At 42.8% G+C, this 26,228-nt stretch carries 23 protein-coding genes and 5 tRNA genes; 8 read left to right on the top strand and 20 right to left on the bottom strand.

Going from position 1 to position 26,228, the window contains the following annotated elements:
- Positions 1-65 precede the first annotated feature (65 nt).
- Positions 66-1,058, bottom strand: coding sequence for an OmpA family protein (locus AO382_RS00375; protein WP_064617209.1), 993 nt, complete (start codon positions 1,056-1,058; stop codon positions 66-68).
- Positions 1,059-1,600: 542 nt separating this feature from the next.
- Between AO382_RS00375 and metG the strand changes: the two genes are divergently transcribed.
- The gene (metG, locus tag AO382_RS00370) at positions 1,601-3,655 is read left to right on the top strand and encodes a methionine--tRNA ligase (protein WP_064617207.1); all 2,055 of its coding nucleotides are present in this window, start codon (positions 1,601-1,603) and stop codon (positions 3,653-3,655) included.
- A gap of 99 nt (positions 3,656-3,754) precedes the next feature.
- Here the strand turns inward: metG and AO382_RS00365 are convergent, their stop codons facing one another.
- The 6 genes from AO382_RS00365 to AO382_RS00340 form a co-directional block, all read right to left on the bottom strand.
- Entirely contained in the window at positions 3,755-5,140 is a 1,386-nt protein-coding gene (locus tag AO382_RS00365) for a wax ester/triacylglycerol synthase family O-acyltransferase (protein ID WP_064617204.1), read from the bottom strand.
- 147 nt (positions 5,141-5,287) lie between these two features.
- A complete protein-coding gene (locus AO382_RS00360; RefSeq protein WP_064604058.1) occupies positions 5,288-6,070 on the bottom strand; it encodes a thiazole synthase in 783 nt (260 codons plus the stop codon).
- A gap of 178 nt (positions 6,071-6,248) precedes the next feature.
- Positions 6,249-6,324 (bottom strand) — tRNA-His (locus tag AO382_RS00355).
- 18 nt (positions 6,325-6,342) lie between these two features.
- Positions 6,343-6,419 (bottom strand) — tRNA-Arg (locus tag AO382_RS00350).
- Between the two features lie 54 nt (positions 6,420-6,473).
- A tRNA-Pro gene (locus tag AO382_RS00345) sits at positions 6,474-6,550 on the bottom strand.
- 137 nt (positions 6,551-6,687) lie between these two features.
- Complete coding sequence (locus AO382_RS00340; protein WP_064617202.1) at positions 6,688-7,011, bottom strand: rhodanese-like domain-containing protein; 324 nt, start codon at positions 7,009-7,011, stop codon at positions 6,688-6,690.
- A gap of 87 nt (positions 7,012-7,098) precedes the next feature.
- Here AO382_RS00340 and AO382_RS00335 point away from each other — a divergent pair, with 87 nt between their 5' ends.
- The 3 genes from AO382_RS00335 to AO382_RS00325 all read left to right on the top strand — a co-directional run bounded on the left by AO382_RS00335 (position 7,099) and on the right by AO382_RS00325 (position 8,553).
- Positions 7,099-8,187 carry a DUF4105 domain-containing protein gene (locus AO382_RS00335; protein ID WP_162270565.1) on the top strand — a complete coding sequence of 363 codons (1,089 nt, stop codon included), beginning with the start codon at positions 7,099-7,101 and terminating at the stop codon, positions 8,185-8,187.
- Between the two features lie 153 nt (positions 8,188-8,340).
- Positions 8,341-8,425, top strand: a tRNA-Leu gene (locus AO382_RS00330).
- A gap of 51 nt (positions 8,426-8,476) precedes the next feature.
- Positions 8,477-8,553, top strand: a tRNA-Ile gene (locus AO382_RS00325).
- A 250-nt stretch (positions 8,554-8,803) separates the two neighbouring features.
- Here AO382_RS00325 and AO382_RS10820 read toward each other — a convergent pair.
- The 3 genes from AO382_RS10820 to dxs form a co-directional block, all read right to left on the bottom strand.
- A complete protein-coding gene (locus AO382_RS10820) occupies positions 8,804-8,944 on the bottom strand; it encodes a hypothetical protein (protein WP_181878877.1) in 141 nt (46 codons plus the stop codon).
- A gap of 270 nt (positions 8,945-9,214) precedes the next feature.
- Positions 9,215-10,048, bottom strand: a complete 834-nt coding sequence (locus AO382_RS00320; RefSeq protein WP_064617200.1) for an inositol monophosphatase family protein — start codon at positions 10,046-10,048, stop codon at positions 9,215-9,217.
- A 152-nt stretch (positions 10,049-10,200) separates the two neighbouring features.
- Positions 10,201-12,297 carry a 1-deoxy-D-xylulose-5-phosphate synthase gene (gene dxs, locus AO382_RS00315; protein ID WP_064617198.1) on the bottom strand — a complete coding sequence of 699 codons (2,097 nt, stop codon included), beginning with the start codon at positions 12,295-12,297 and terminating at the stop codon, positions 10,201-10,203.
- Positions 12,298-12,637: 340 nt separating this feature from the next.
- On the opposite strand from dxs, the gene ribA reads away from it, so the two are divergent.
- The 3 genes from ribA to AO382_RS00295 all read left to right on the top strand — a co-directional run bounded on the left by ribA (position 12,638) and on the right by AO382_RS00295 (position 14,958).
- Positions 12,638-13,246 (top strand): GTP cyclohydrolase II, encoded by a 609-nt coding sequence (ribA, locus tag AO382_RS00305; protein ID WP_064617195.1) that lies wholly within the window; start codon positions 12,638-12,640, stop codon positions 13,244-13,246.
- A gap of 17 nt (positions 13,247-13,263) precedes the next feature.
- Entirely contained in the window at positions 13,264-14,214 is a 951-nt protein-coding gene (gene hemF, locus AO382_RS00300) for an oxygen-dependent coproporphyrinogen oxidase (protein WP_064617193.1), read from the top strand.
- A gap of 285 nt (positions 14,215-14,499) precedes the next feature.
- A complete protein-coding gene (locus AO382_RS00295; protein WP_064604075.1) occupies positions 14,500-14,958 on the top strand; it encodes a c-type cytochrome in 459 nt (152 codons plus the stop codon).
- Between the two features lie 159 nt (positions 14,959-15,117).
- Here AO382_RS00295 and AO382_RS00290 read toward each other — a convergent pair whose 3' ends face one another.
- The 3 genes from AO382_RS00290 to AO382_RS00280 form a co-directional block, all read right to left on the bottom strand.
- Positions 15,118-15,912: a crotonase/enoyl-CoA hydratase family protein gene (locus AO382_RS00290; protein ID WP_064617191.1), complete on the bottom strand. Its 795-nt coding sequence runs from the start codon at positions 15,910-15,912 to the stop codon at positions 15,118-15,120.
- Positions 15,913-16,022: 110 nt separating this feature from the next.
- Positions 16,023-16,529: a DUF2726 domain-containing protein gene (locus AO382_RS00285; protein WP_227513585.1), complete on the bottom strand. Its 507-nt coding sequence runs from the start codon at positions 16,527-16,529 to the stop codon at positions 16,023-16,025.
- Positions 16,530-16,637: 108 nt separating this feature from the next.
- Positions 16,638-17,735 carry an SPOR and LysM peptidoglycan-binding domain-containing protein gene (locus tag AO382_RS00280; protein ID WP_064617189.1) on the bottom strand — a complete coding sequence of 366 codons (1,098 nt, stop codon included), beginning with the start codon at positions 17,733-17,735 and terminating at the stop codon, positions 16,638-16,640.
- A 346-nt stretch (positions 17,736-18,081) separates the two neighbouring features.
- On the opposite strand from AO382_RS00280, the gene AO382_RS00275 reads away from it, so the two are divergent.
- A complete protein-coding gene (locus AO382_RS00275) occupies positions 18,082-19,269 on the top strand; it encodes an NnrS family protein (RefSeq protein WP_064617187.1) in 1,188 nt (395 codons plus the stop codon).
- Positions 19,270-19,398: 129 nt separating this feature from the next.
- Here AO382_RS00275 and folC read toward each other — a convergent pair whose 3' ends face one another.
- The 7 genes from folC to AO382_RS00240 all read right to left on the bottom strand — a co-directional run bounded on the left by folC (position 19,399) and on the right by AO382_RS00240 (position 26,220).
- The gene (gene folC / locus AO382_RS00270) at positions 19,399-20,724 is read right to left on the bottom strand and encodes a bifunctional tetrahydrofolate synthase/dihydrofolate synthase (RefSeq protein WP_064617185.1); all 1,326 of its coding nucleotides are present in this window, start codon (positions 20,722-20,724) and stop codon (positions 19,399-19,401) included.
- Positions 20,725-20,829: 105 nt separating this feature from the next.
- A complete protein-coding gene (locus AO382_RS00265) occupies positions 20,830-21,387 on the bottom strand; it encodes a DUF2059 domain-containing protein (protein WP_064617183.1) in 558 nt (185 codons plus the stop codon).
- A 136-nt stretch (positions 21,388-21,523) separates the two neighbouring features.
- A complete protein-coding gene (accD, locus tag AO382_RS00260; RefSeq protein ID WP_064617181.1) occupies positions 21,524-22,405 on the bottom strand; it encodes an acetyl-CoA carboxylase, carboxyltransferase subunit beta in 882 nt (293 codons plus the stop codon).
- A 159-nt stretch (positions 22,406-22,564) separates the two neighbouring features.
- On the bottom strand, positions 22,565-23,395 hold the full coding sequence (trpA, locus tag AO382_RS00255) for a tryptophan synthase subunit alpha (protein ID WP_064617179.1): 831 nt from the start codon (positions 23,393-23,395) through the stop codon (positions 22,565-22,567).
- 43 nt (positions 23,396-23,438) lie between these two features.
- Entirely contained in the window at positions 23,439-24,653 is a 1,215-nt protein-coding gene (gene trpB, locus AO382_RS00250) for a tryptophan synthase subunit beta (RefSeq protein WP_064610726.1), read from the bottom strand.
- A 43-nt stretch (positions 24,654-24,696) separates the two neighbouring features.
- Entirely contained in the window at positions 24,697-25,440 is a 744-nt protein-coding gene (locus tag AO382_RS00245; RefSeq protein WP_064617177.1) for an SDR family NAD(P)-dependent oxidoreductase, read from the bottom strand.
- A gap of 147 nt (positions 25,441-25,587) precedes the next feature.
- Positions 25,588-26,220 (bottom strand): phosphoribosylanthranilate isomerase, encoded by a 633-nt coding sequence (locus AO382_RS00240; RefSeq protein WP_064617877.1) that lies wholly within the window; start codon positions 26,218-26,220, stop codon positions 25,588-25,590.
- Positions 26,221-26,228: the final 8 nt, after the last annotated feature.

The raw sequence follows: 26,228 nt of genomic DNA, 5'->3' as shown, positions 1-26,228 counted from the left end.
ATAAACACATTGATTGTCTTTCATCGGTTCAACTTGGTATAAAGCTTTGAAAATTTGTTAAAAATTTATTGTCCGTTTGGAATTACCAAGATAACACGGCGATTTTGTTGTCGCCCTTCATCGGTATCATTGGTAGCAACAGGACGAGATTCGCCAAAACCTTGAGAGCTGATGCGGTTTGGATTGATACCATGTTTAGCAATTAATGCACGCTTAACAGCATCGGCACGGCGTTCTGATAACTTTTGATTATAGTTTTCTGCACCACGAGAATCGGTATGACCTTCGATAATGGCTTGTGCATCAGGATATTGGGCTAAAAATTCAGCAGCCTTGGTGATTTCACCTTGATATTGAGGCTTAATGTTTGACTTATCAAAATCAAATAAGATATTTAGTCGTAGATTTGGACGAGTTTCAACATAGTATTCAGCTTCAGGCTCTGGTGCTGGTGCAGGTGGTGGTGTTACTGGCTTAGGTACAGGCACAGGCACAGGCACAGCGACAACTGGTTCTTGTACAGGCGGCGGACAGTCATTTTCATTGACATAAAAACGGCTGATTTGGTGTGATTGGCGGAAAGTACCATTTAAGGCATGTGCCATATCCTGCTCGCTAAGCTCAGCAAAAACTGGCGTACCTTTACTATCGGTGATAACCGCAAATACTTGGGTTTGACCAGGTGCAATATTAATTTGAGCCGTCTGAGATGGTTGGTTGATTTTAAGTGAGGTTGCGACAGCAGACAATGCCACATCGCCAGCACAAACGATAGCTTGGCTATAATGATTGTCTTGTAAGCTGACCAAAAAACGATCGTTTAAGATGATATTGGTGCTGGTGTTTGGATCGGGTAGATTGTTCATTTGTGGACGCACAAAAATAAGATTGGCTGTGCGATCAGACAGCTGCGGATTAAATAAACCATCATCTGCAGAAGCTGATTTTGTCCATGTTGGTACGACAGCAGGGGCAGAAGTGACAGGCTTAGTTGACTGGCAAGCAGAAAGCATCAAAGTTGATGCAACAATCGCTGTCAAAAATGTTTTTTTGAACATATTGCGTCCTTAAGTTGAGTTGATACAAGTTGATTTAAATCGTTTATTAAAAAATAACCAAAAAATAAACACATTCAAAGTGAAAGAATGTATTTATAGTATGTTTGGTTTTATTGATTGTTTTTGGTAAATATAAGTATAAGTAAAGTATCACACTATGATGACAACACTTACGACAAGTGGCGTACAAAATAGCAGATAAAAAAGTAAGACCAAAAACAAAAGATAATAAAAATAGGCTCTTAGCTCTTAGCTCTTAGCTCTTAGCTCTGTGCATATTGTAGCACATGTTTATTATAGACACAAAAAATTTTATGTATTTAAACTCAAAAAAAAACAAACCAAACCATCATCAAATAGCCTTAACTTTCAGTAAAGTAACTTTAGCATACATACTGGCATCTTAAAGATTACCATGCCAGATGCTTAATGTCTTTTATCATCAAATTGAGTTTTGATTGAGTTGATGCACGATTGAGCTATTTTGATATGATTATGCTATAATGAGACCATTTTTATAGCAATTTTTTAATGGGATTTTTATGACAACAAGCCGTAAAATTTTGGTCACCTCTGCCCTACCTTATGCCAACGGACCCATTCATTTGGGGCATTTGGTTGAATACATCCAAACTGACATTTGGGTGCGTGCCATGAAAGCCATGGGGCATACTGTGACTTATGTGTGTGCCGATGATGCACATGGCACCGCAATCATGCTAAAAGCACAAGACAATGGCATCACTCCAGAAGAACAAATTGCTACCGTTAAAGCAAGTCATGAAAAGGATTTTGCAGGATTTTTGATTGATTTTGATAATTACCACTCTACCCACAGCCCCGAAAATCAATATTTTTCCCAAAAAATTTATACCACACTCAAGCAAAATGGTTATATTTTTACCAAAGATGTAGAACAGCTGTTTGATACTGAAAAAGGGCTTTTTTTAGCTGACCGTTTTGTCAAAGGCACTTGCCCTGAATGCGATGCACCCAATCAATACGGCGATAATTGCGAGGTCTGCTCTAGCACCTACAATGCCACCGAGCTAAAGAACCCTTATTCCACGCTTTCTAACTCAGTGCCTGTCATCAAGTCATCAAAGCACTATTTTTTCAATTTACCGCAGTTTGATGAATTTTTAAGGACTTGGACAAAGGCTCAAGGACGACTTCAAAGTAGCATCTATAATAAGCTGTCTGAGTGGTTTGAAGCCGGTCTTGCGCCTTGGGACATCAGCCGTGATGCGCCATATTTTGGCTTTAAGATTCCAGATACACCTGCAGGTGAGCCTGATAAATATTTTTATGTTTGGCTAGATGCGCCTGTGGGCTACATGGCAAGCTTTAAAAATCTGTGTGAGCGTAATGGCATGGATTTTGACGAATATTTTAATAAAGACAGTCAAACCGAGCTATATCATTTTATCGGTAAAGATATCGTGTATTTTCATGCGCTGTTTTGGCCAGCCATGCTTGAAGGTGCAGGCTATCGCACCCCAACAGCCATTAATGCACATGGATTTTTGACCGTCAATGGTGAAAAAATGAGTAAATCTCGTGGCACATTCATCAAGGCAGAAACTTATTTGGCACATTTAAATCCTGAATATTTACGCTATTATTTTGCCAGTAAATTATCAGCAAGCGTCGAGGACATTAACCTTGATCTGGATGACTTTATGCAAAAAGTCAATTCAGATTTGGTTGGTAAAGTGGTTAATATCGCGTCGCGTTCGGCAGGATTTATCCATAAAAATAATGCAGGCAAACTTGCCGACAGCTTATCTGAACCCAAGCTTTTGGAAGATATCATCGCAGCGGGTGATGAGATTGCCGCCGCTTATGAAGCACGCGAATTTTCTAAAGCTACCCGCCTAATCATGGCGTGCGCCGACAAAGCCAATGAATATATCGACACTCATAAGCCTTGGGCGCTCAATAAAGAAGGTAAAGTCGATGAGGTTCAAGCAGTTTGTACGGTCGCACTCAATATTTTCCATAAGCTTGTGATTTATCTTGCGCCTATTTTGCCTAAATTATCAGAGCAAGCCAAAGCATTTTTAAATGTCGATAGTCTGGATTTTGAGGCTCGCCATCAACACCTAACAGCGCACACCATCAATGCCTTTTCGCCGCTCATGCAGCGTATCGAAAAGGATAAAATCAGTGCCATGGTCAATGATTCAAAAGAAAGCTTGACTGAGTCAAAGCCTGCCAAAAACACCAATCAGCAACAATCTAACAAAAAATCAGCCGTACAAACTGGCGATCATATCAGCATTGATGATTTTGCCAAAGTGACAATGCAAGTGGCACATGTGGTCAAATGCCAAAGCGTTGAAGGTGCAGATAAGCTATTACAATTCACCTTAGATATCGGTGAAGAAACTACTCGCAATGTATTTAGCGGCATTGCCAAGTTTTACCAACCTGAAGAGCTGACCGGTAAAAAGGTGATTTGTGTAACCAATTTGGCACCCCGCAAGATGAAGTTTGGTATCTCAGAGGGAATGATTTTATCCGCCGAAAAAGACGGACAATTAACCGTGATCACCCTGCCTGATCAAATGCCAATCGGCGCCACTTTGGCATAAACGCACAATCATAAAATCCGCTGAATGTTAGGCATTCAGCGGATTTTTTTTCAAAAAATCAAATAAGTTTAATAGATATCATCTCTCAGCAACTGAATGTTAGCTATTCTTGTCATCACAGAGGCTTTCATATTCATCAAGCGCTTTTTCAAGCAATGATGGTAATGATTGGATGTTTGGCAGTGCCGCTTGGCAAGCGGTGATCCCAAAATCAATACAATCTTGATAATTGGTAAAGCTGATATTGAGTGCTTGACCATCAAATAAAACCGAAGCAGGATACATGGCTGTCAGCTTCGCCCCATTTAAATACAAAGGCGTACTATCACCGGGGATATTGGAGATAATCAGGTTGAATGCCTGCTTAGCTGGATAAAGACGCATTGCCAAATTTATCCCCGCCCAAGCATAATGCACTGCCGTATAATTGATGAATTCAGCTTGTGTCATACGCCCAGCACGCATCTTGCCTGCTTGCACACTGTCATGAATTAACCTAAGGCGTGCGATGGCATCAGGGTTATTTGTACCCAAATTGGTTGGAATAAATGAGATTTGATTGCCCAACGCAGTATCATTTTTTCGTAAAGAAATCGGCACAAAAGCAATCAATGGCATATCCGGCAAAGCGTTTTGAGACAGCAGGTAGTTTCTGATGGCAGTGGAACAAACTGCCAAAATCATATCATTGGTACTGACATTGAGCCGTTTTGCAACTTGGACAAACCGTGCTTTTTTTAAGGTCAGAGCACAGATATGCCGACTGGTACCAATGCGTTGATTAAGTATTGACGGAGGGGCTTGTAAACTGCTGATAAACTGCGTTTTTGATGTTTGGGATGCGATGGACTGGCTAAGCTGATAATCAGATTTAAGCTCTTGATAGACTGGCTTTAGACCCGCAATTTGGTCTTTAAAATGCTCAACGATTGGCTTTTTATCCATCACAAAGCTTGCGTCTTTGCGGCGAATATTACGAAGCCAAATTGGTTTGGACAGCTTTTCATCAGGTGAGTGCGACAGTGAACGCTGAAATAAACGCATCGCAGCAACACCATCTATCATGGCATGATGAGCTTTTAGGTACAATAAAAATCGCCGAGTGCCGCTTTGCGTTTCTGGCTCAAGATTATCAAATAAATGCAGCTCCCATAATGGTCTGTTGCGATCTAATTGACGCTCATGCAGTCTTGAGATTTGAGCGAGTGCCTCTGACATCTTGCCAGTCTGTAAACTGTGCCGATAACAATGGCGGTCTATATAAAATTTGCGAATGGTTTTCCAAGCAAATTTATGGTAAAGCACTTGATTAAATGGGAAATTAGGAATAGCATCAGAGTCAATTTGGTTGGCAAGCTCATTGATAAAGCTCACCTCATCTTGATCGTTGGGTAACTCAAATACACAAATGCCAGCCACATGCATGGGTTGTTTGGTATTTTCTAGCCATAAAAATAGTGAATCCACAATGCTCAGCGCACGCATAATCCAAGTTCCCTTAACCTAAAATCACCCAAAATTTTCTATGATAACAAAATTTTGGGTTAACAATAAGTCCTCAAATTTTATTTTTGATACCATTAAGTATTTCCCAAATCAAGCGACAACCACTCAATTTGAGATACCATCTGGCTATTTAAAAAAGTACCCTGTCTGCGGTGAGCTTGCTTGTGCCATATGGCGTGCAGGCATACGCCCTGCCAAAAACGCTTCTCGACCTGCGACAACTGCATGATTCATCGCCGAAGCCATCATCACTGGATTTTTGGCATGGGCGATGGCAGTATTCATTAAAACACCATCACAACCAAGCTCCATCGCTATTGCTGCATCTGATGCTGTGCCTACGCCTGCATCGACCAGTACAGGCACTTGGGTCTGCTCAATAATCAAGCTTAGAGTATGGCGGTTTAAAATCCCAAGCCCTGAGCCAATCAAGCTACCCAATGGCATAATTGCCACACAGCCCATGCTTTCAAGCTCTTTGGCAACAATTGGGTCATCTGAAGTATAGACCATGACCTCAAAACCATCATCAATCAACACCTTTGCTGCTTTTAGTGTTTCGGTGACATTTGGGTAAAGGTTTTTTTCATCACCAAGCACTTCAAGCTTAACCAAATTATGGCCATCAAGCAGCTCTCGTGCCAACATGCAAGTACGCACCGCACTATCGGCATCAAAGCACCCTGCAGTATTTGGTAAAATAGTGTATTTATTCGGTGAGATTACATCCAAAAGATTCGGCTCATCTTTATTTTGACCGATGTTGGTTCGGCGGATGGCAACCGTAACAATATTGGCACCACTGGCATGGATGGCGTCTTTGGTTTCATTTAGGTCTTTGTACTTGCCTGTACCAACCAACAAACGCGAATTAAAACTTCTGCTACCAATAATCAATTGATCCAACATATTACCCCCATAACATCTAAAATTCAGCATTATTCATGCTTTGATTGGTTCATCATCATGAAATACGCCAAATATTGTACAGTAAAGACCTTTTTATGACAATCATTCACCTTATAATTTCAACTATGGCAACAAACAAAAAATCCCATCAATAAATTATTGATGGGATTTTGAAATATGGGGCGACTAATGGGGCTCGAACCCACGACAACCGAGATCACAACCCGGGGCTCTACCAACTGAGCTATAGCCGCCATAGTAATGCAGGCATATGGCGCGCCTGGCAGGATTCGAACCTGCGACCACCTGCTTAGAAGGCAGATGCTCTATCCAACTGAGCTACAGGCGCTCGAGTGTCTTAATGTGTTGACAGTGCCAACAAAAAAGCCTGTTAGGCTTTAAATGGTCGGAGTGGAGGGATTCGAACCCCCGACCCTCTGCTCCCAAAGCAGATGCGCTACCAAGCTGCGCTACACTCCGATTTTATCACTTCAAGCTTCTTATTATCAGCTCGTCGTTGTGGTGCGTATAATACAACTAAGGCTCCAAGCTGTCAACCACTAATTTATAAAATAAACCATAAAATCTATAACTTATTGATTTTAATATAAAAAATATTAATTTCTTTCTAACGGTTGCTCAGAAATAATCACCATGCCACTGGCGATTGCCCCTCGGGTACCACCAGTTAAATGAATGATACGACGGTCATTATCCAGCTCATTGATGAGCTTTGCTGCTTTTTGTGCCTTAGTACCGCCGCCACATAAGACATAAATATCGCCTTTTGTGGCATCTAAAAGCGTTTTATCAATTGTGCTAAGCGGATGATTGACCGCATGTTCAATATGCCCTTCTTGGTACTGCTCGGCATCACGCACATCCCAAATAACCTTATCTTTGGTTGGTGTAAATTCAGTGATTTTAAGCTCAGTAATCATTGTTAACGCCTTTAATTATCCAAATAATTCTTATCAATCAGTTTATCATATATGCTATGATGATTAAAAATTATTTGATCAATGACCATGATACCACTTAAGTCCGATCAGTTTCGACAAAAATTACAGCGCCTTAATCCATTCACAAAGCCCAGCTCAGTATATTCAGCTTATTTGGCATCTTTTTTACGGCACTTGGCATTTGGGCTATGGACAGTTTGGGCGGTATTAGCGTTGTCCGTACACAGACCATTTGGTCTGGCAACCTATCCTGTCATATTGGCATTACCCATCATTTATCTATACACTTTTCGACGCTCAGCGACTACTCAGACGCTTCTATTGACGGCTGCACTTAGCATCATAACCTTTTGGCTATATACTCAAAAGCCAAGCAATGATCGACCTTGGCAAGATGAAGTTAAAGCACAGATCCAATTTCATCAAATCGGCGATCAAGTCACTGTCAAAAATGTCAGAAATTTTGAATGGATCAGCAAAACTGACTATGTGCCTAGATGGGAAGTGCGCAGTTATGATTTATCCCAAATTAAGTCGCTGGATTTGATCGTCTCAATTTGGGATAACGACAATATTGGACATACTTTGCTTTCATTTGGCTTTGATGATGGTCAGCAGATAGCCGTTTCTTTTGAAATACGCAAAGAAATTGGCGAAAGTTTTTCATCCATTGGTGGGTTTTTTCGTCAATATGAGATGACCATCATCGCCGCTGATGAAAAAGACATCATCTACACTCGCAGTAATGCCCGCGGTGAGCGCGTTTATCTTTATCCACTGTCATTGCCGCGCAGCGAAATCCGTAAGCTATTTTTGGCTTATTTATATGCCGCTGAAACTCTTGCCGCGCACCCTTCTTGGTACAATACACTATTAGATAACTGCACAACAGCAATATTTGATTTACTCAATCCGATACGCGCCATACCCAATGACTATCGCATCTTATTATCGGGCCGTTTGCCTGAATATTTATACGAAATTGGTATAATTGATTCGGATTTGAGTTTTGATGAACTTAAAACTTTGGCGTTCATCAATCCAAAAGTTGAACAATACAATCATCACAACCCCATATCGTCAGCAGAATTTTCCCAAAAAATCCGTGAAAATCTTCCAGATTCCACCATAGAATTTGACAAACAGGTGAAATAATTCCAAAAATTATCAATAAAATCAAAACTTTATAAAATTTTTATGAAATTGTTATCATTTTATCAAAAAAAAGCTTGCCAAAAGTTTAAAAATCTATATAATACCCAACATCAAGAACGCGCAGTCATGCGTAGATCGCTTGAAAAACAACTTGGGGACGTGGCGGAATTGGTAGACGCACTGGATTTAGGTTCCAGCGCCGCGAGGTGTGAGAGTTCGAGTCTCTCCGTCCCCACCAAATTTAAAAAGCCAGTGACAGTCATCATTGGTTTTTTTATTATCTAAATTTGGGCCTATAGCTCAGTTGGTTAGAGCAGAGGACTCATAATCCTTTGGTCGCAGGTTCAAGTCCTGCTGGGCCTACCATTTTTACCTTAATAATCAAGGGTTTGCCAGTGTGCAAGCCCTTTTTTTATTTAAGACTCCATAACCACCACTACTCATATCCTATTAGTCCTGATAAATCAGTCATGTCTAGAACTTTTAATCGTATTAAACTGAGCGAGCTTTGAGCCAAAACAAACAAACCGCCATTAAAGGCGGTAAGTTTGCTTGAAAACCAACAAGTTTTGGAGAAACGATTAAATAATTTAGTTATGTATTTTTAGTTATGCATTTAAGCGGTTAGTGCCAATGATTCACGACGACCCTTGGCAAGTTTTTTTAGGACGGCGGTGATCATCTCGGTGGTGATTGGTTTTTCGGTGCCTTTGGATAAAATATTCATTTCAATGTTTTGGCATTTTGGCTGATTCATTGTCATATCCTATGTCTATCACCAGCAGCTGTTATAAATTTGCTTTGGTGTTTGATTGATTTGTTGAGATTAGTATAGTCTATGTTTACAGATGTATACAACCAATTATTGCCAATTTACCCCGATAAAGTGTAAACACTTGTTTCATTTTTGACATATCTTGTCATATTTGATGGCTTTGGATAAATATGTTAAAAAACAAAGCTTTTTATGGATCATCCATAAAAATAACGCTCAAATTGAGCGTTATCATCAAAAATTGCAAAAGCATTAACCCACCAAAGCATTTTCCCAGCGTGGTACGACCAATTGCATCAGCGGCTTTAATAATTTGACATTACAAGCAAACACAGAACCAGTCGTCATCGCATTTGGCGCGCCTTTATGATCAACCACCACACCACGCGCTTCGGTGACAATTAGCTCGCCTGCCGCCACATCCCAAGGCTTCAGCGACATCTCAAAATAACCATCATAGCGACCTGCTGCAACATAGCACAAATCCAAGGCAGCAGAACCAAAGCGGCGTACTTGACCACCATTTTCGCAGATGGCTTGCAAACTGGCGAAATGCTGACGCGCAAAGCTGACGCGCTCTTCGCCCATCATACGCTCGTAAGGATGACCTGTGGTAAACAGTCCGCCTTCAATGGTCTTGCGCTCACTGACCTGCAAGCGGCGCTGATTCATCACTGCACCACGACCGCGGCTTGCCGAAAACATCTCATCACGAACAGGATCATAAATCACGCCATGCTCAGTGACGCCATTTTTTTGGACAGCGATAGACACACAAAAATGTGGGACGCCATGGACAAAGTTTTGGGTGCCATCTAGTGGATCAATTACCCAACACCAATCAGCATCATGACCCTTACCCTCTTGTAAGCCAAATTCTTCACCCAAATACGAATGACTGGGATAGCTTTCTTTGAGTGTAGCAATCGTCAGCTCTTCAGCATAACGATCAATTTGGGTAACCAAGCCATCAAGCCCCTTGGATTCTACCGCCAAATCAAGGCGATGGCGATTTTGATGTGCTCGCAAAATTTCATGACCCACTTTTTTGGCTGCGTTTGCCGCCATGACAACCATCGGTTCCATACTACACCTGCTTTATTGAATTAAACTGCTTAAAGAGTTAATTTGCGCTCATCACGCAAAAAATTTTTATTATACGTGAAAAACCGCCAAAAACCAATGAAAATTATGGCAATGGCGGCAAATACACAACACGGTATCAATCTGACAAGGATTTAATGTTTACTCATTAACTCACTCAAAGACTGATAAATCCCATCAGCATCCAATCGGCAATACGACAGCTGCTCTTCGTGACTGGCATGATGAATGAACGCATCTTTGATACCGATATTTAAAAGCTTAACTGGCGATTGAGTAGTAATCACAAATTCATTGACCGCACTGCCTGCACCGCCTGCGATTTGATGCTCTTCAACAGTTGCAATGTGATCAACGCCTGCTTCAAGCAGCTGTACAATCAGCTGGCTATCAATGGGCTTAACCCAGCGCATATCGACCACGATACAAGCGATTGCTTGGCTATCGGAGAGTCTTTGAGCAGCTGTCAGAGCATCTTTTAGGCGAGTACCGAATGACAATACCGCCAGTTTTTTGGTAGTTTGTGTATCAAAGTTTGGTGATTGCCAAACCACATTGGCGCGCCCGATTGGGTAATGTTCGTCCGTCATATCGACCTTGCGCCCCACGCCTGCACCGCGCGGATAGCGTACTGCTGCTACACCTTGATACTGATAGCACGTGTTCAAAAGCTGATGACATTCGTGCTCATCACTTGGCGCGGCGATGATCACATTTGGCACACATCTTAAGTATGCCAAATCAAAAACACCTGCGTGCGTTGCACCATCCTCACCCACCAAACCTGCACGGTCAATGGCAAAAGTCACATCCAGATTTTGTAGGGCAACATCATGAATCAGCTGATCATAACCCCGCTGCAAAAAAGTAGAATAAATCGCCACGACGGGCTTAACACGATCAGAAGTCGCCATGCCAGCTGCCAGCGTTACTGCGTGCTGCTCAGCAATCGCCACATCAAAAAACCGCTCAGGATATTTGGCAGCATACTCAACCATGCCCGAGCCTTCTGCCATGGCTGGCGTGATGGCGACCAATTTATCATCACGACAGGCTTGATGAAGTAGCCAATCACCGAATATTTGTGAGTATTTTTTTGGGGTGGATTTGGATATTGGGGGGTTATTTTCGCCTGCTTTGGGCAATTTTACAATGGCGTGATAGCCGATTGGATCAGCTTCGGCAGGTAAAAATCCTTTGCCTTTGACCGTATGCACATGGATAAGTACAGCACCTTTTAATTGTTTGGCACGCTCTAGCACTTGAATCAACTTAGGCAAATCATGACCATCATAAGGACCAAGATAAGTAAAGCCAATCGCTTTGAATAAATTATCTGCAAACAATCTGTCGCCAATTTTTTCGGCAATTTTATCAGGTAATGGTGACGATGGCACACCATGGATCAGCTCACTGATTTTTTCGCTGATTTTACTTGGTAGACGGCTTGAGACATCTTCGATCGCGCCATTTGCCATCTGTAGATAATGGCGGATGCGGCGGTCATCAGAAGAGATGGCACGCTTGACCATCAAAATATTGCCATGCTTATCAATATCCATAGCAAGACCGCGTTGCCAAAGCTTCGCCAAATGACGTGAAAAACCACCAATCGCTGCTGAAATGGACATATCATTATCATTAAGGACGACCATCAAATCGGCATTTTGTTGTACTGCATCATTCATCGCCTCAAATGCCATGCCACCCGTCATTGCGCCATCGCCGATGACCGCCGCCACTTTGCGATCCTCGCCATGCAGACGCGCCGCCAGACTCATGCCAAGGGCAGCTGAGATTGAAGTAGAAGAATGCCCCACGCCAAAAGTATCATATTCGCTTTCTTCTCGCTCAGGAAAAGCAGTCAAACCATCTTTTGAGCGGATGCTTGGCAAGCGCTCACGGCGACCTGTCAGCACTTTATGAGCATAGGCTTGATGACCTACGTCCCACACCAGTTTGTCATAGGGCGTGTTCAGTACCGCATGCAGCGCAATGGTCAGCTCAATCACGCCAAGATTGGCGCCAAAATGCCCGCCGCTGACGCCTGTAGAGTACAGTAAATACGCGCGCAGCTCATCGGCAAGCTGGATCAGTTCGGCGTGCGTCATCGTCTTTAGGTCATCAGGACTGGCGACACGGTCCAAGATCGGCGTGTCAGGACGCGTCGTCAAAATCTCATCAAAGACTTTGGCACGATACGATTGGCGATGGGTGGCTGAATCCGTCATGATTACTTGGCTTCCGATTATCAATAAATTCACATTTCATCATCAAAAAGAGTATGGCATAATAGCATTTTTGATGATATACCGCCAATCTTTTAATAAAATCACGGTTTTATTATCATCAGTTTACGCAATGGTACTGATGTGTTATTTTACAAGACAAGCTTTATTTTTGCTAGAAAAACCCCATTGATTGCTTAATTTTTATTAAAATTGAGATGTTAGCAACACTCAAATCATAAAAACACTCATTACCCATCGCTTAAGTGGTTGACTTACCCAAAGATTTGGGCAATTATTTATGATAAAAAACCGATTTTAAAAATGTTTAAGGTATTTTCCCTTGTATAAGTTTATTACCAAAGCCAAACTACCGACCATTCATGGTGAATTTGACATTCATATTTTTGAAAATGAGGACGGTCAAGAGCATATTTTATTAAGTACAGGGTTACCCAATCATACAGATAAATTACCCCTTATCCGTATCCATTCAGAATGCCTAACGGGCGATGCGTTTGGGTCACTAAAATGCGACTGCGGCCCACAGCTAAATGCTGCCATGAGTGCCATTCAATCGCATGGCGTGGGTGCAATTTTGTATTTGCGTCAAGAGGGGCGTGGGATTGGATTAACCAACAAAATACGCGCCTACGCTCTACAAGACCAAGGACATGATACACTGGAGGCAAATTTATTATTAGGTCTGCCAGCTGATGCACGCACTTATGAGATGTGCCAAGTGATGCTTGCACATGTAGGCATTAATCAAGTGGCTTTAATGACAAATAATCCCAATAAAGTCAATGAGTTAAATGAATTGGGTATCACAGTAGTTAAGCGAATTCCTCTGATTGTTGGCATCAATCAACACAACACTTCTTATTTAACCGTTAAAGGTGAACGCATGAATCACTATATTAATACAGATGATTTGAGCCAAAAACCCTAATCCATCAGGAACATCTTATGCAAGCACAAATCCAAGCAGTCAGAGAGTTTTTGTTAAACTTACAACAAGCCATCGTTCAAGCCCTTGAAAACCAAGAAAATTCAGGTGGTTTTGATGGTCGTACTGATACCAAATTCATCGCAGATACTTGGGAGCGTCCCGAAGGTGGCGGGGGTCGCTCTTGTGTCTTATCAGGTGGGCAAGTCATCGAAAAAGCAGGCGTCATGTTTAGCCACATTCACATCAAGCAGATGCCTGCTTCTGCGACCGTACGCCACCCTGAGCTGGTTGGTGCTCAAGCACAAGCACTGGGGGTCTCTTTGGTTGTCCACCCCAAAAACCCCTATGTACCGACAAGCCATGCCAATGTACGGTTATTTGTTGCCACACCCACCGATGGCAGCGCGCCAATTTGGTGGTTTGGTGGCGGATTTGATCTAACGCCTTTTTATCCCAACCTTAATGATGTCAAGCATTGGCATCAGGTGGCTTATGATTTATGCCAGCCTTTTGGCGATGAAGTTTATCCCAAGTATAAAACTTGGTGTGATGAATATTTTTATCTTAAACATCGTCATGAGTGTCGTGGCGTTGGGGGGCTGTTTTATGATGATGTTAATACCGCCTCCACAGGGTGGGATTTTGAAACTTGCTTTAAATTTATGCAAGCTGTCGGACAAGGCTATATTGAGGGTATCGTGCCAATTTTTGAGCGCAATAAACATCAAGGCTATGCCGAGCGTGAGCGGAATTTTCAGCTGTATCGCCGCGGTCGCTATGTGGAGTATAATTTGGTGTTTGACCGCGGTACGCTGTTCGGTCTACAATCCAATGGGCGCACCGAATCAATTTTGGTTTCTATGCCGCCGCTGGCAGCTTGGGAATATCGCTACGAGCCTGAGGAAGGTACGCCTGAGTTTGAGCTCACCGATTTTTATTTAAAGCCTCAAGATTGGTTAAACTTATAAGATAAATATCCAATAACCTTGCTAATGTTAAAATTTGTGTGTTTTTCTCACAACTGCAGATTTTTAGCCAAAACTTAATTACAATACCAAAATTCTATTTAATGGAAATTTATCATAAAGTTTTTGAGGTATAACTTCATCAAAAAACACTGTTATTCTGATTGCAGGTTATCATTGTTTATAATCAGAATAGACATTTCATCAATCATTTTGGTAAATAATATTAGGTTGCCAAATAACCTGTTTTACCAAAATAAGGTATTTTAACAAAACGGAGCCGCCGCCATGTTTCATAAAATTGCCTTAGCCGCTGCATGTTTTACGACTGTTATTTTAGCAGGTTGCAACAGCTCAGGGACTGCCACCGCCAATAATCCACAGGTTGAAGACCGTGCTAAGCTCATGAAAGATTGGCGTCATGCCAATGAAGGTATGAAGGCAATGATTGAAGACCCAAGTCGCTTTGATGCCATCACCTTCAAAGAACGAGCTGATTTTATTGCTGATACCAATGCCACCATGTGGGTACACTTTGAAGGAGAAATGGCTCAAGGCGGTCATGCCAAAGATGAGATATGGACAGACCCTGAAGGATTTAAAGCCAAAACCGAAGCGTTTACCAGCTCAATTAATGCACTTGCCTTAGCAGCATCAGAAGCTGCCTCGGCGGCTGATGTTGAAGCAAGCTATGGTGAGATGGCCAGCCAGTGTGGTTCTTGCCATAAGGCTTATAAGAAAAAATAGCACACCCAGCAGTCGTTTAATCCCCCTACCAATGCCCCTAATATACGGGGGCATTTTTAGTACAATCATGGATAGGCTTTCAAGTTTTGATCGTATGTTATAAAAAATATCATCAATGCTAAGCATACTTGATGCCAAAGCCTTAATGCCCTAAATTAATCACTCAAATTGACGCTGAATAAATTGCACCGTACTATCTTTTGCTTTTTTGATGGCAAGCTTTCGGTTGGCGCCAAGTATCAGTTTGATTTGCCAAAGCTTTTCTTGATACAGTGCCAAATAATCTTGTCGCTGCGTGGTATTTATCACACGCTTGGCTGCAAGTACTGCATCAGGCGAACGCATCTTGATGGTATCTATCAAAGATATCGCCATACAAACAGGGTCATCACTGATATGCGTCAATAGTCCATAATCTTTGGCAATCGGTGCATCCATCATCTCAGCGGTCATGGCAATCTGCTTCATCACATCTCGGCGAATATCACAAGCGGTATGCGTAATGCCCATATCAGCAACCAAACCCCACTTAGCCTCAAGCACTGATAAGCGAGCGTCCATCGCTGCAATACGAATATCCGCCCCAAGTGCCAGCTGCAGACCACCGCCAACGCACACACCCTGTACAACAGCAATGACTGGCACAGGTAAACTCTGCCAAATCAAGCAAACCTTTTGAAACTTACTGGGTGTCGGTTTGGCAAGTTCATACAAAGCAACGCCCAAGCTCTTAGGGTGATTTAAATCCACCAAATCCAGCCCTGAGCTAAAATTCCCATCTGCACCCATCACAATCACCGCTCGAACTTCACGATTGTGCTTAAGCTTATGAGCAACCTTGATCAGTTCGTCCATCATCTGAAAGCTGATGGCATTTTTTTTATCAGGTCGATTGAGCGTGATGGTGGCGATCTGATGTTCGATTTGTACAGTGAGCGTCTTTAAATTTTCCATAATTATCCTTTTTGGCGATTTAGCACATGGTATCATATTGAATACACACTAAAATAAAAATGAATAACCGATCGGTCACGATCATGATTTTTATAGTAAGTCTCTAAAAATCAGCGATAATGCCGCAGTACTTCTAAAATATCATAGCGCATCATCTGTGCTGTCGGCATTTTTTCGGCATGAAATCGAATAATGGGAATGCCAGAGCTGGCAAGCGCTTTATCTTTTTTAGCATCTTGCTTTTGGCGCGTCTTACTGCTGTGTGTCCAGTCGTCAAGCTCGATGGCGGCAAGCACAGTTTGCAAATCATCGGCCACCAAAACAAAATCAACGCTCTGCCGACAAACTCGATTAAACCAAAACTGTCTTTCATTCGCCACATCTTCGGTCGGCTCAATGATTCTAGATAATTGAACTTGTCCAAAAATATGATACTCTGGCAGTGCCATCTTGAGTTTCTTAAAAAACAACACTTCACTGTCAGTCATCAAAGGCATGGGTTCAAATGGCCACACAGGCATATCATCGCCTTTGACTTTTTTGGACTTAGGACGCAATAAAAACACCAGGATCGCCACACCAGCGATCAGTCCATAGATCATCAAATGATTATCCAATATTTTATCCTTGTTATGTCAAGCCGTATAAAAAAGCACGGCTTTTGATCCATGCTTTTAAATTCGATAGGTTATCGATCGGTCAATGCAGCGCAAACATCGTGCCGATTATTGAGCCTTATGTACAAAGGCGCCTGATGAAGGAACACGAGAGTCTGCCGCGATCTTGGAGCGCAGGGCTTTTGCCCCTTCTTCTGTTTTTTCGCTACCGACCAATACGCGCAAACCACGACTTGTGTTGCTGGTTGTGACTTTATAGCCAGCATCACGATACTTTTTAACCACCTCATCAACCCGATCTTTGTCTGGAGAGATTGCTACTTGAACCATGTACCGCTCAGATGTTTGGGAACTTTGAGATTTTGATTCGGTTTTTTTATCCGTCTTAGATTGAGACTGATTGTCAGATTTTTTATTATCGTCTTTGGATGCAGCTTCTCTGGCTTTATTATCACGCTCCAAACGAGCTATTTGAGATGCAGATGGTATCTTGATACGATGTTCTGCTCTTAAAATATCATTGCGTGTCATGCCATTAGCTTCAACCAAGGCGGCAACTGAAATGCCGTAACGATTTGCAATACCTTGCCAAGTTTCACCACGCTGAACATCGTGAGTACCCGCCTTAACAGGTGCTTTGGTTTGGGTGTTTTTATCCTCTTTTTTGTTTTCAGCTTTATTTTCGGTGGGCTTATCAGCGGTTTTGGCTTTTTCGTCCTTCGTTTCTTGTTCAGAGTTCTTAAGCGCCTCAGCAGCCTTTTTGGCTTCTTCAGCTTTACGGGCGGCTTCGATCGCCTCGGGGCGTGTCTGAACTGTTGGCGCTGCGATCAACTCACTTTTGGCAGCACTGTCCGCTGAAACTGTTTGGGTATCGTTCGTCATGCGTCCATTAGCTTCGGCACTGGCTTTTTCAAGTGCTTGTTTGCGTGCATTATTTTGTTCTTCAAGCAAGGCAGCTGCTTGCTTTTGCATTTGCAGCGTATGTGCTTCACGCGCACGCTGCTTTTCGGCAAGTAGCTTTTCTTCGGTAGCTATATCTGCCGTCAAAGGCTGAACCACAGGTTTTGCCACCTTGGTATCACTTGGTATCTGCTGGGGCGTTTGTACTGATTTGGTTGTTTGAGCGTCATTTTTTGCCAAGGCAAAAAAAGCCACGCCGCTACCAATGACCAGCGTAATGCCCAATACAATTTGTTTAGAAATCATAACCAAACCACCGACCTGTTATTGACTTTATGGATAGAATTTGCATGTGCAATCATAGGGCTAATTTTATCACAAACCATTAAAAATATAGTTTTTTTATCAAATTGTCAAGACAATCATGGATAAAATTTGTGTGATACGACCAATCTGCCACCAAAATATTTATTTTATCATCCATCTTATCAAAAATACCTTTGATTCTATCAAACCTCTTAGATGAATGTCATATGATAATTAATTTTAAAATCATGTGTTATTTTGAAATGAATTGACTATAATATACTTATGATTTAAATCATATATTTGATGAATTTAAATCAAAAATTTGGCGAGTAAGGATTTTTTGATGAATAAAATGCTTCCGAATCTGGCAGATCGAGCAATTTTTAATTTGGGTTTCCGAATATTTTTTGCAAGTGCGGCGGTATATGCTGTGATTAGTATGGCTCTTTGGCTATTTGTATATCGTGGCGGCGTGTTTAGTGCCCATATGAGCATTGCACCGCAATATTGGCATGGTCATGAAATGGTTTTTGGCTACTCAATGGCGGTTGTGGCAGGATTTTTATTGACCGCTGTTGGTAACTGGACAGGCAAAACCATGCCAAGCGGACAACGGCTTTATCTTATTTGGTTGCCGTGGTTATTTGCACGCATTATTTTCATTATTTTGCCACAGTTTTTATGGCTAGGTGTATTGGCAGATATTGTATTTACGATTTTATTTTTAATCAGTATTACAAAGCCTGTGATAAAAACCAAACAATGGCGACAAATGGGCATTATATCAAAAATTATCCTAATGCTTATTGCAAATTTATTCTGTCTTGCGGCAACATTAGGTTGGCAGATTGGTTGGTATTATGCACTTTATTTAGGGGTTTTTGTGATTATCGGTCTTGTTCTTACCATAGGAAGACGGGTAACGCCTTTTTTTATCTCACGGGGTGTGGGCTATGCGTTTGAACCACGCAATAATCACTACATCGATCGCATGAGCTTGATTAGTTTCGTGATTTTCTTTTTGCTTGAGGTTTTTACCTCACAGCAGCTGCTGGCCAGTTTATGTGCGTTGGTTTGTGCATTAGTACAAGCTTGGCGGCTTCAAGGGTGGTATACACAAGGGATTTGGAAAAAACCTTTACTCTGGAGTATGTTTGTTTCGATGGCTTGCATTGTATTTGGGCAACTCATGTATTTTTTGCGAATTTTCCAATTCGGCATCACCAATTCATTAGCAATGCATATGATGGCAGTTGGCGGCATTGGCATACTCAGCCTTTCTATGATGGCACGCGTCAGTCTTGGGCATTCAGGGCGTAGCATCCATCAGCCACCAAAAACAGTGCCTTGGGCTATCGGCTTATTAAGCATGGCAACAGTTTTTCGTGTTATTTTACCGTGGTTTATGCCACAGCATCTGGCAATATGGATCATTCACGCACAAATACTATGGTTGATAGCCTTTTTCTTACTTAGCATCAGCTACATGAATATTTGGCGAACACCTCGTATTGATGGCAGAGCAGGATAGCACTACTATCCACCAAAATAATAGCGTAAATCTTGCATGCGCTATTATTTTGGCATTATGATTACTGCTCAAAGCGATAACAATCACACTTGTCCAAATACCACAGTACATAAAAAGGTGATTAATGTCCTAATACGGTCTGCCCAATAACGCCACCAAAGTTTCGCTGATGGTATGAAAAGAGCCAAAAACCACAATCAAATCTTGGGTGCTGGCATTGGTTGAGACACTTTGGGCAGCTTGTGCTAAATCTTGGTATACTTTAAGGTTTGATGGCTGGATATGCGTATGAACATGGTCCAAAAGCGTCTGTAAATCCATCGCACGAGGATGATTGATTACGGCGATTGACCAATCATGGATGCTTATTTTTTTATCATCAAGGGCAGCTTTAATCACCTCAAGAACCGCATCAACATCTTTATCGCCCAACATTGAAAATATGACCTTAAGCTTAGCATCTGGATATATTTTTTTGTGTTTATGCCATTCATCAGCCCATTGTACCAAAAAAAATCTTATCCCATGTGAATTATGCGCCACATCAAATATCCAATGCCGATCATTAATGATACGCCGATCAAATCGCCCTGCCAGTTGTACCTGATGAAGTCCGTCGATTACGCTATCTAAATGAATTTTTATCCCACTTTCTAACACCGCTGCAACAGCATTAACAGCATTTTGCAATGATAATTTTGGTTTGGGCAATTGTATGGTTAATGCTGCATTTGAAAAAATCCATGTCTCACCTTGCTCCATATAATCATAGTTAACACCCAGCTGATGCACATGCTTTGTCAAACGATTTGCAAGCTCATGCACACTATTTGGTAGCTGCCTTGCACCCAAGATGACAGGAATATTTTCTCGAATGATGCCCGCTTTTTCTTGACCGATACGCTCAATGTCATCACCCAACCAATCCACATGGTCAATACCAATGTTGGTAATCACTGCCACATCAGGATCGATGATATTAACCACATCCAATCGCCCGCCAAGCCCAATTTCCAGCACCCAAACATCACATTTTTTTTGATTAAAATGCCAAAATGCCGCCAAAGTTGTCATCTCAAAAAATGACAGTGTGACATTTTTGGCCACTCGTGCATTTTCCACCGCCTCAAACGCTGCCACCAAGTCGCTTTCACTAATTTCATTGCCATTAATACAAATGCGTTCTGTAAAAGATACCAAATGCGGTGACTGGTACAGTGCTGTTTTTAGACCGCCAGCTTCACAAATGGCAGCGATGGTTTTGGTGGTTGAACCTTTGCCGTTGGTGCCTGCGACAGTAAAAATGATTGGTTTTTTGTCCATCTGATCTTGGGTTTTTGTCGGGATAATGCCCAAATAACTTGCCACAGGCAACACCCGCTCAAGCCCCATATCAATGGCAGATACATGAATGCCGCCAATATATTCTAGCCACTGGCTTAAAGTTCTTGTCATAATTATGATTCCCAAATACTTTAGGCTATTGTACTTGGTTTGGTGGGCTTTTAAAATAAAAATCACTCAGGGTTGGAGGATTTTATTCAAGGCAGTAGCGTGACTTTATTTCTCAAAAATTTGATGTAATTGCGGGAACAATTTATCATATATCGCTTCAAGCTCTTCTTTGGGTATACCCAATTCATCCATCTCCATGAAGATATTTGATAAGCTATTTATGAGATCTCGATTAAACGCCATATGTTTTTTGTGTATACTTTTGCCTATTGGTGAACTATAAAACTCAATCAAAGCATCCATCTGTTGTTGCGTGAAATGCTGTTTTACCATCTTATTAAATACTTGTTGCACTTTCTGATAAAAGTGTGGGTTTTTAGAAACTCGTTCGGCGGGTTGCTGAAGCATATCTTCAATTAGCTGATCGGCAGCGGCAATTTGTTCAGCCGTGGCATCAGGATAAGCTTTTTTAATGGATAATAAGATTCTTGTTTTAGCAGAGCTGATATAGCCAATTACCACTCCTTGCTCAAAATCATTTTTAAAATCAGTAATCAGTGCCCACTGAGCGATCGATTCATCGCTGGGCGTTTGTGCGTATGTATTTTGACTTAATAAACCCAAACTTAATAAGCTTACCATCATAGCCATTTTTATATGCATAAGATTCTCCATAACCAGTTTTCATTTACAAATAAGAAGTAATTCTATCAAGATACGATTCATTATTCAAGATGATCTTTTGATAATAAAAAAGACGCCCACAAAGCGTCTTTAATGCATCAAATTTAAGTGAAGGCTAAACGGCAGATTTTGAGAGTTTTGCTAAAATACGATGTGTGGTATTGATAAGCTCATGGCGATGTACCACCATATCCACTGTACCTTTTTCAAGTAAAAACTCAGCACGCTGAAAAGGTTCACCCAGTACTTCTCGCACAGTCTGCTCAATCACTCGCTTACCTGCAAAGCCAATCATTGCTTTAGGCTCGGCAATATGTACATCGCCCAGCATTGCCAAAGATGCTGTCACACCACCATAGACAGGGTTGGTCAAAATAACCACATAAGGCACGCCTGCCAGCCTTAACCGTTCAATGGCTGCTGAAGTGCGCGCCATCTGCATCAGCGATAATAAGCCTTCTTGCATACGAGCCCCACCTGAGGCAGCAAAGCATACTAAAGGCTTGTTCTCTGTCAAGGCTTTTTCGGCAGCTTGTACAAAGCGGTCGCCCACGACAGAACCCATCGAACCGCCCATAAACCGAAAATCAAACGCACAAGCAATGATATCTAAGTTTTTAAGCTTACCTGTCATCACCACCAAGCCTTCAGATTCGCCGGTCTTATTTTGGGCTTCTTTCATGCGTTCAGGATAAGGCTTAGAGTCAATAAAATTTAATGGATTGCCTGTCGTGAACTCTTGACCAAGCTCTGAATCAATGCTGCTTAAGAACCACTCCAAACGCTGACGCGCCGTCATAGTCAAATGATGATCACATTCAGGGCATACATACTGGTTCAAATTCAGCGCCGTATTGGTAATCAGCGCATGGCAATTTGGGCACTCGGTCGACGGCTCAGTCTCGACAGCGGTCAAGGTCGGCACAGTGGTTCGCTTAACGCCAGGCACTTCACGCTTTAGCCAGATGGTGGGTTCGGTCAGTTGAGCTTGACTCATAATTTATCCTTTTTACTATTTTTGGGCATCCACCCAATATGGCATATAGTTTACACTTGTAAATTGATTTTGGCAAACAAAATTTAGCCCACAGCCCATCAAGTCATGCCATCACAAGCGACCATACCCGCCCTCTTAAGACTTTTGATTCAGCAAAAATCAATAAATCTCATCAAGCGCTTGTCTTAATTCATCCATCTTGGCAAGCAGCTTAGCTTTGGCTTGGGTGATTTTTTGATCATTATTGTTACAGCCCGCGAAGTTTTTGACCAGTTCTGAGCCGACGATCACGCCATCTGCCACCACGCCCAGCGACTTGGCCGAAGCACCATCACGGATACCAAAGCCCACGCATACAGGGATGTCGGTTTCGCTCTTGACTTGCGCGACTTGCTTGCGCACTTCGTCCACATCCAGCGCGCCCGAGCCTGTCACCCCTTTGAGCGATACATAATAGATGAATCCGCTACAGTTTTCGATCACTTTGGCGCGGCGGTCGGGCTCGGTGGTCGGTGAAAGCAAGAAAATTTGATTGATGGGGTGATCGGTCCGTCCAGTGAGCGCTTTGGGATAATTCACTGCCTCGCTTGGTGGCAGATCCACCATTAAGATCGCATCGACGCCAGCGTCAGCGCACATCTTAGCAAAGTTATCATACCCAATGATCTCAACTGGATTTAGGTAACCCATCACTAATACAGGCGTCGTTTGGTCGTGTTCACGGAATTTGGCAACCATATTCAGCGCATCTCGCGTACTCACGCCTGCCGCCAGCGCCCTTTCAGCTGCATGGGCAATCACAGGTCCGTCTGCCATCGGATCACTAAATGGCAGCCCCACCTCGATGATGTCCGCCCCATGCTCAACAAGCTTATGCATCAAATCCACCGTCACATCAGGACGTGGATCGCCGGCCATAATATAAGGGATTAACGCTTTTTTGCCGGCTTGGCGCAGTGCCTCAAAAGTCAGTTCAATTCTTGTTTTCATTATGTTCTCATCAAATCATTTACTGTCGGTAATTGGTGATGGCTTAGTCAGCCTCAATGCCATCTTTTGCCATGACTGTATGCAAGTCCTTATCGCCACGACCAGACATATTCACGATAATTGACTGATCTGGGCGCATAGTTGCTGCTAATTTTAGACCATAAGCCACTGCATGGGCGCTTTCAAGCGCTGGGATAATGCCTTCTTTGCGAGTGACTTCTTTAAAGGCATGTAAAGCCTCATCATCTGTCGCGCCGACATAGTGAACACGCTCAACATCTTTTAAAAAGCTGTGCTCAGGTCCCACGCCTGGATAGTCAAGCCCTGCCGAGATCGAATGCGTGCCCAAGATTTGACCTTCGTCATCTGCCATCAGATAAGTACGATTACCATGCAAAACGCCCACGCGTCCTGCCTGCAAGGGGGCTGCATGATCAGGCGTATCAAGACCCAGGCCATTGGCTTCCACACCATACATCGCCACTTCACTGTCATTCAAAAAATCATAAAACAGCCCAATGGCATTCGACCCGCCGCCAACACACGCCACCAGTGCATCAGGCAGGCAACCTGTTTTTTCAAGATGCTGAATCCTTGCTTCACGACCAATGATCGCCTGAAAATCGCGTACGAGCATCGGATAAGGATGCGGACCTGCCACTGTGCCGATGATATAATAAGTGGTATCAACATTTGCCACCCAATCACGCATGGCTTCATTCATGGCATCTTTTAGGGTGCGTGAACCTGAAGTGACAGGCACAACGGTCGCCCCAAGCAGGCGCATCCGATAGACGTTCATTTTTTGGCGCTCGACATCATCTGCACCCATATAAACCACACACTCCAGACCAAGGCGTGCCGCAATCGTGGCGGTAGCGACGCCATGCTGACCTGCTCCCGTCTCCGCAATGATGCGCTTTTTACCAACCATCTTAGCGAGCAGCGCCTGACCGATGGTATTATTAACTTTATGGGCACCTGTATGATTCAAATCCTCACGCTTAAAAAAGATTTTGGCGCCGCCAATCTCACGGCTCAAGCGCTCAGCAAAATACAGTGGCGTTGGGCGTCCGACATAATCCGTCAAGTCCGCCATGAATTCACTCCAAAACTCAGGATCGGCTTTAGCAGTTTTATAGATCTGCTCAAGCTCTTCAAGCGCCTTCATCAAAGTCTCTGAAACAAAACGACCACCGTGTACGCCAAAATGTCCACTGGCGTCAGGGAATTGTCCAAAATCAAGATTCGTTGTCATAAATTACCTTATTTTATTAACCTTTTAAACCACTTCTAAAAATTTAAATATCACGCGCAACCGCAAGCCCTGTATAAGTTTGGGCGGTTGGCATCAGCTCGATGGCATTGATATTCACATGCCAAGGCTGTGAGGCGACCCACTGCACTGTATTGCTAATATCGCTAGCAGTCAGATACTCCACACCTTCATAGACTGCGGCTGCCTTAGTGTTATCGCCTTTAAAGCGCACCTGACTAAACTGCGTACCACCGCACATACCAGGCTCGATATTTGTCACACGCACTCGTGTATTGATCAGATCAGCTCTAAGATTATTACTAAATTGCTTAACAAAAGCCTTAGAAGCGCCATACACATTTGCGCCAAAATATGGATGATTGCCCGCTGTTGAGCCGATGTTAATGATTAATCCATGATTATTTGCCACCATATACGGCAAAACCAGATGCGTCACACCCACTAATCCTTTGATATTCACATCTATCATGGTCTGCCAGTCTTGAATGTCGGCAAGATGTGCCGGCTCAAGTCCAAGCGCAAGCCCCGCATTATTAATCAGCACATCAATCTTGGTCAGATCAATGCCGCCAAGCACTTCTGACATCGCCTTAGTATCACAAACATCAAAATGAAGTGGTATGAAGTGCTCGCCAAGCTCTGCCTTGAGTGCATTTAATTTATCCAGTCGCCTGCCTGTACCATAGACGGTGTGCCCTGCAACGACAAAATCTCGCGCAATTTGCTCTCCCAGTCCTGCTGTTGCACCTGTGACAATAATATGCATATGGTGTCCTATTTTATTCATAATTGACTCACTGAGGGCTGAAAAAGCCACTATATCAAAATCGTCAGAATTTGGCATCATTTGATTGTTGGCTTTTATTTTGTATTTATATATAAAGCCAATCAGCCGTCTAACGCCAAACAAAATCTATCTGACAGCTGCAATAAAAGCTTGCATTTTACCAATGTCCTTGACGCCTTTGGCTGATTCAATGCCGCCGCTGACATCCACAGCATGAATCGGCAGCCGCTTGGTGAGCGCGACATTTTCAGGGGTCAGACCACCCGCCAAAATGATCGGCAAACTGGCATGTTCAGGGATAATTGACCAATCAAACCGCTCGCCCGTGCCGCCAAACTTGTCCGCATGATAAGCATCAAGCAAAATCGACACCGCCCCTTTGGCATGATACTCATTGACCATCTGAGTGATCGCTTGGGCATCGTGTCGAGATGCATCGATGCGAAGTGCCTTGATCCAGCGCTTGCCTACAAGTGCTGCTTGTCTTTGGCATTCGCTTGCAGATTCATCACCATGAAACTGTATCACATCAAAAGGTACAGTGTTAGCGATATGAATCATCTCATCATCACTGATATTCACCACCAGCGCCACAATACTCACAAAAGCTGGAATATGTGCCACAAGGGTTTGGGCAAGTGAAACATCGACAGATCGCGGGCTGGGCGGATAAAACACAAGTCCAATGGCATCGACACCCACCGCTACTGCCGCTTGAACATCTTGGGCGCGCCTAAAGCCACAAAACTTGATGCGCATGACTGACT

This window comes from Moraxella catarrhalis (assembly GCF_001656295.1).
GTDB classification, from domain to species: Bacteria; Pseudomonadota; Gammaproteobacteria; order Pseudomonadales; family Moraxellaceae; genus Moraxella; species Moraxella veridica.
The sequence above is the reverse complement of the archived record's forward strand: the minus strand, read 5'-3'. Positions and strand labels throughout refer to the sequence as shown.

What these genes read in the sequence shown, in the direction of transcription:
- AO382_RS00320 (WP_064617200.1), bottom strand. Translation starts at nt 10,048, where the DNA reads ATGGAACCGATGGTTGTCATGGCGGCAAACGCAGCCAAAAAAGTGGGT.
- trpA (WP_064617179.1), bottom strand. Translation starts at nt 23,395, where the DNA reads ATGAAAACAAGAATTGAACTGACTTTTGAGGCACTGCGCCAAGCCGGC.
- dxs (WP_064617198.1), bottom strand. Translation starts at nt 12,297, where the DNA reads ATGACGGATTCAGCCACCCATCGCCAATCGTATCGTGCCAAAGTCTTT.
- accD (WP_064617181.1), bottom strand. Translation starts at nt 22,405, where the DNA reads ATGAGTCAAGCTCAACTGACCGAACCCACCATCTGGCTAAAGCGTGAA.
- AO382_RS00375 (WP_064617209.1), bottom strand. Translation starts at nt 1,058, where the DNA reads ATGTTCAAAAAAACATTTTTGACAGCGATTGTTGCATCAACTTTGATG.
- folC (WP_064617185.1), bottom strand. Translation starts at nt 20,724, where the DNA reads ATGACAAGAACTTTAAGCCAGTGGCTAGAATATATTGGCGGCATTCAT.
- AO382_RS00360 (WP_064604058.1), bottom strand. Translation starts at nt 6,070, where the DNA reads ATGTTGGATCAATTGATTATTGGTAGCAGAAGTTTTAATTCGCGTTTG.
- AO382_RS00245 (WP_064617177.1), bottom strand. Translation starts at nt 25,440, where the DNA reads ATGCATATTATTGTCACAGGTGCAACAGCAGGACTGGGAGAGCAAATT.
- AO382_RS00275 (WP_064617187.1), top strand. Translation starts at nt 18,082, where the DNA reads ATGAATAAAATGCTTCCGAATCTGGCAGATCGAGCAATTTTTAATTTG.
- metG (WP_064617207.1), top strand. Translation starts at nt 1,601, where the DNA reads ATGACAACAAGCCGTAAAATTTTGGTCACCTCTGCCCTACCTTATGCC.
- AO382_RS00265 (WP_064617183.1), bottom strand. Translation starts at nt 21,387, where the DNA reads ATGCATATAAAAATGGCTATGATGGTAAGCTTATTAAGTTTGGGTTTA.
- AO382_RS00365 (WP_064617204.1), bottom strand. Translation starts at nt 5,140, where the DNA reads ATGCGTGCGCTGAGCATTGTGGATTCACTATTTTTATGGCTAGAAAAT.
- AO382_RS00280 (WP_064617189.1), bottom strand. Translation starts at nt 17,735, where the DNA reads ATGATTTCTAAACAAATTGTATTGGGCATTACGCTGGTCATTGGTAGC.
- AO382_RS00290 (WP_064617191.1), bottom strand. Translation starts at nt 15,912, where the DNA reads ATGGAAAATTTAAAGACGCTCACTGTACAAATCGAACATCAGATCGCC.
- AO382_RS00295 (WP_064604075.1), top strand. Translation starts at nt 14,500, where the DNA reads ATGTTTCATAAAATTGCCTTAGCCGCTGCATGTTTTACGACTGTTATT.
- AO382_RS00240 (WP_064617877.1), bottom strand. Translation starts at nt 26,220, where the DNA reads ATGCGCATCAAGTTTTGTGGCTTTAGGCGCGCCCAAGATGTTCAAGCG.
- trpB (WP_064610726.1), bottom strand. Translation starts at nt 24,653, where the DNA reads ATGACAACGAATCTTGATTTTGGACAATTCCCTGACGCCAGTGGACAT.
- hemF (WP_064617193.1), top strand. Translation starts at nt 13,264, where the DNA reads ATGCAAGCACAAATCCAAGCAGTCAGAGAGTTTTTGTTAAACTTACAA.
- AO382_RS00340 (WP_064617202.1), bottom strand. Translation starts at nt 7,011, where the DNA reads ATGATTACTGAGCTTAAAATCACTGAATTTACACCAACCAAAGATAAG.
- AO382_RS10820 (WP_181878877.1), bottom strand. Translation starts at nt 8,944, where the DNA reads ATGAATCAGCCAAAATGCCAAAACATTGAAATGAATATTTTATCCAAA.
- AO382_RS00335 (WP_162270565.1), top strand. Translation starts at nt 7,099, where the DNA reads ATGATACCACTTAAGTCCGATCAGTTTCGACAAAAATTACAGCGCCTT.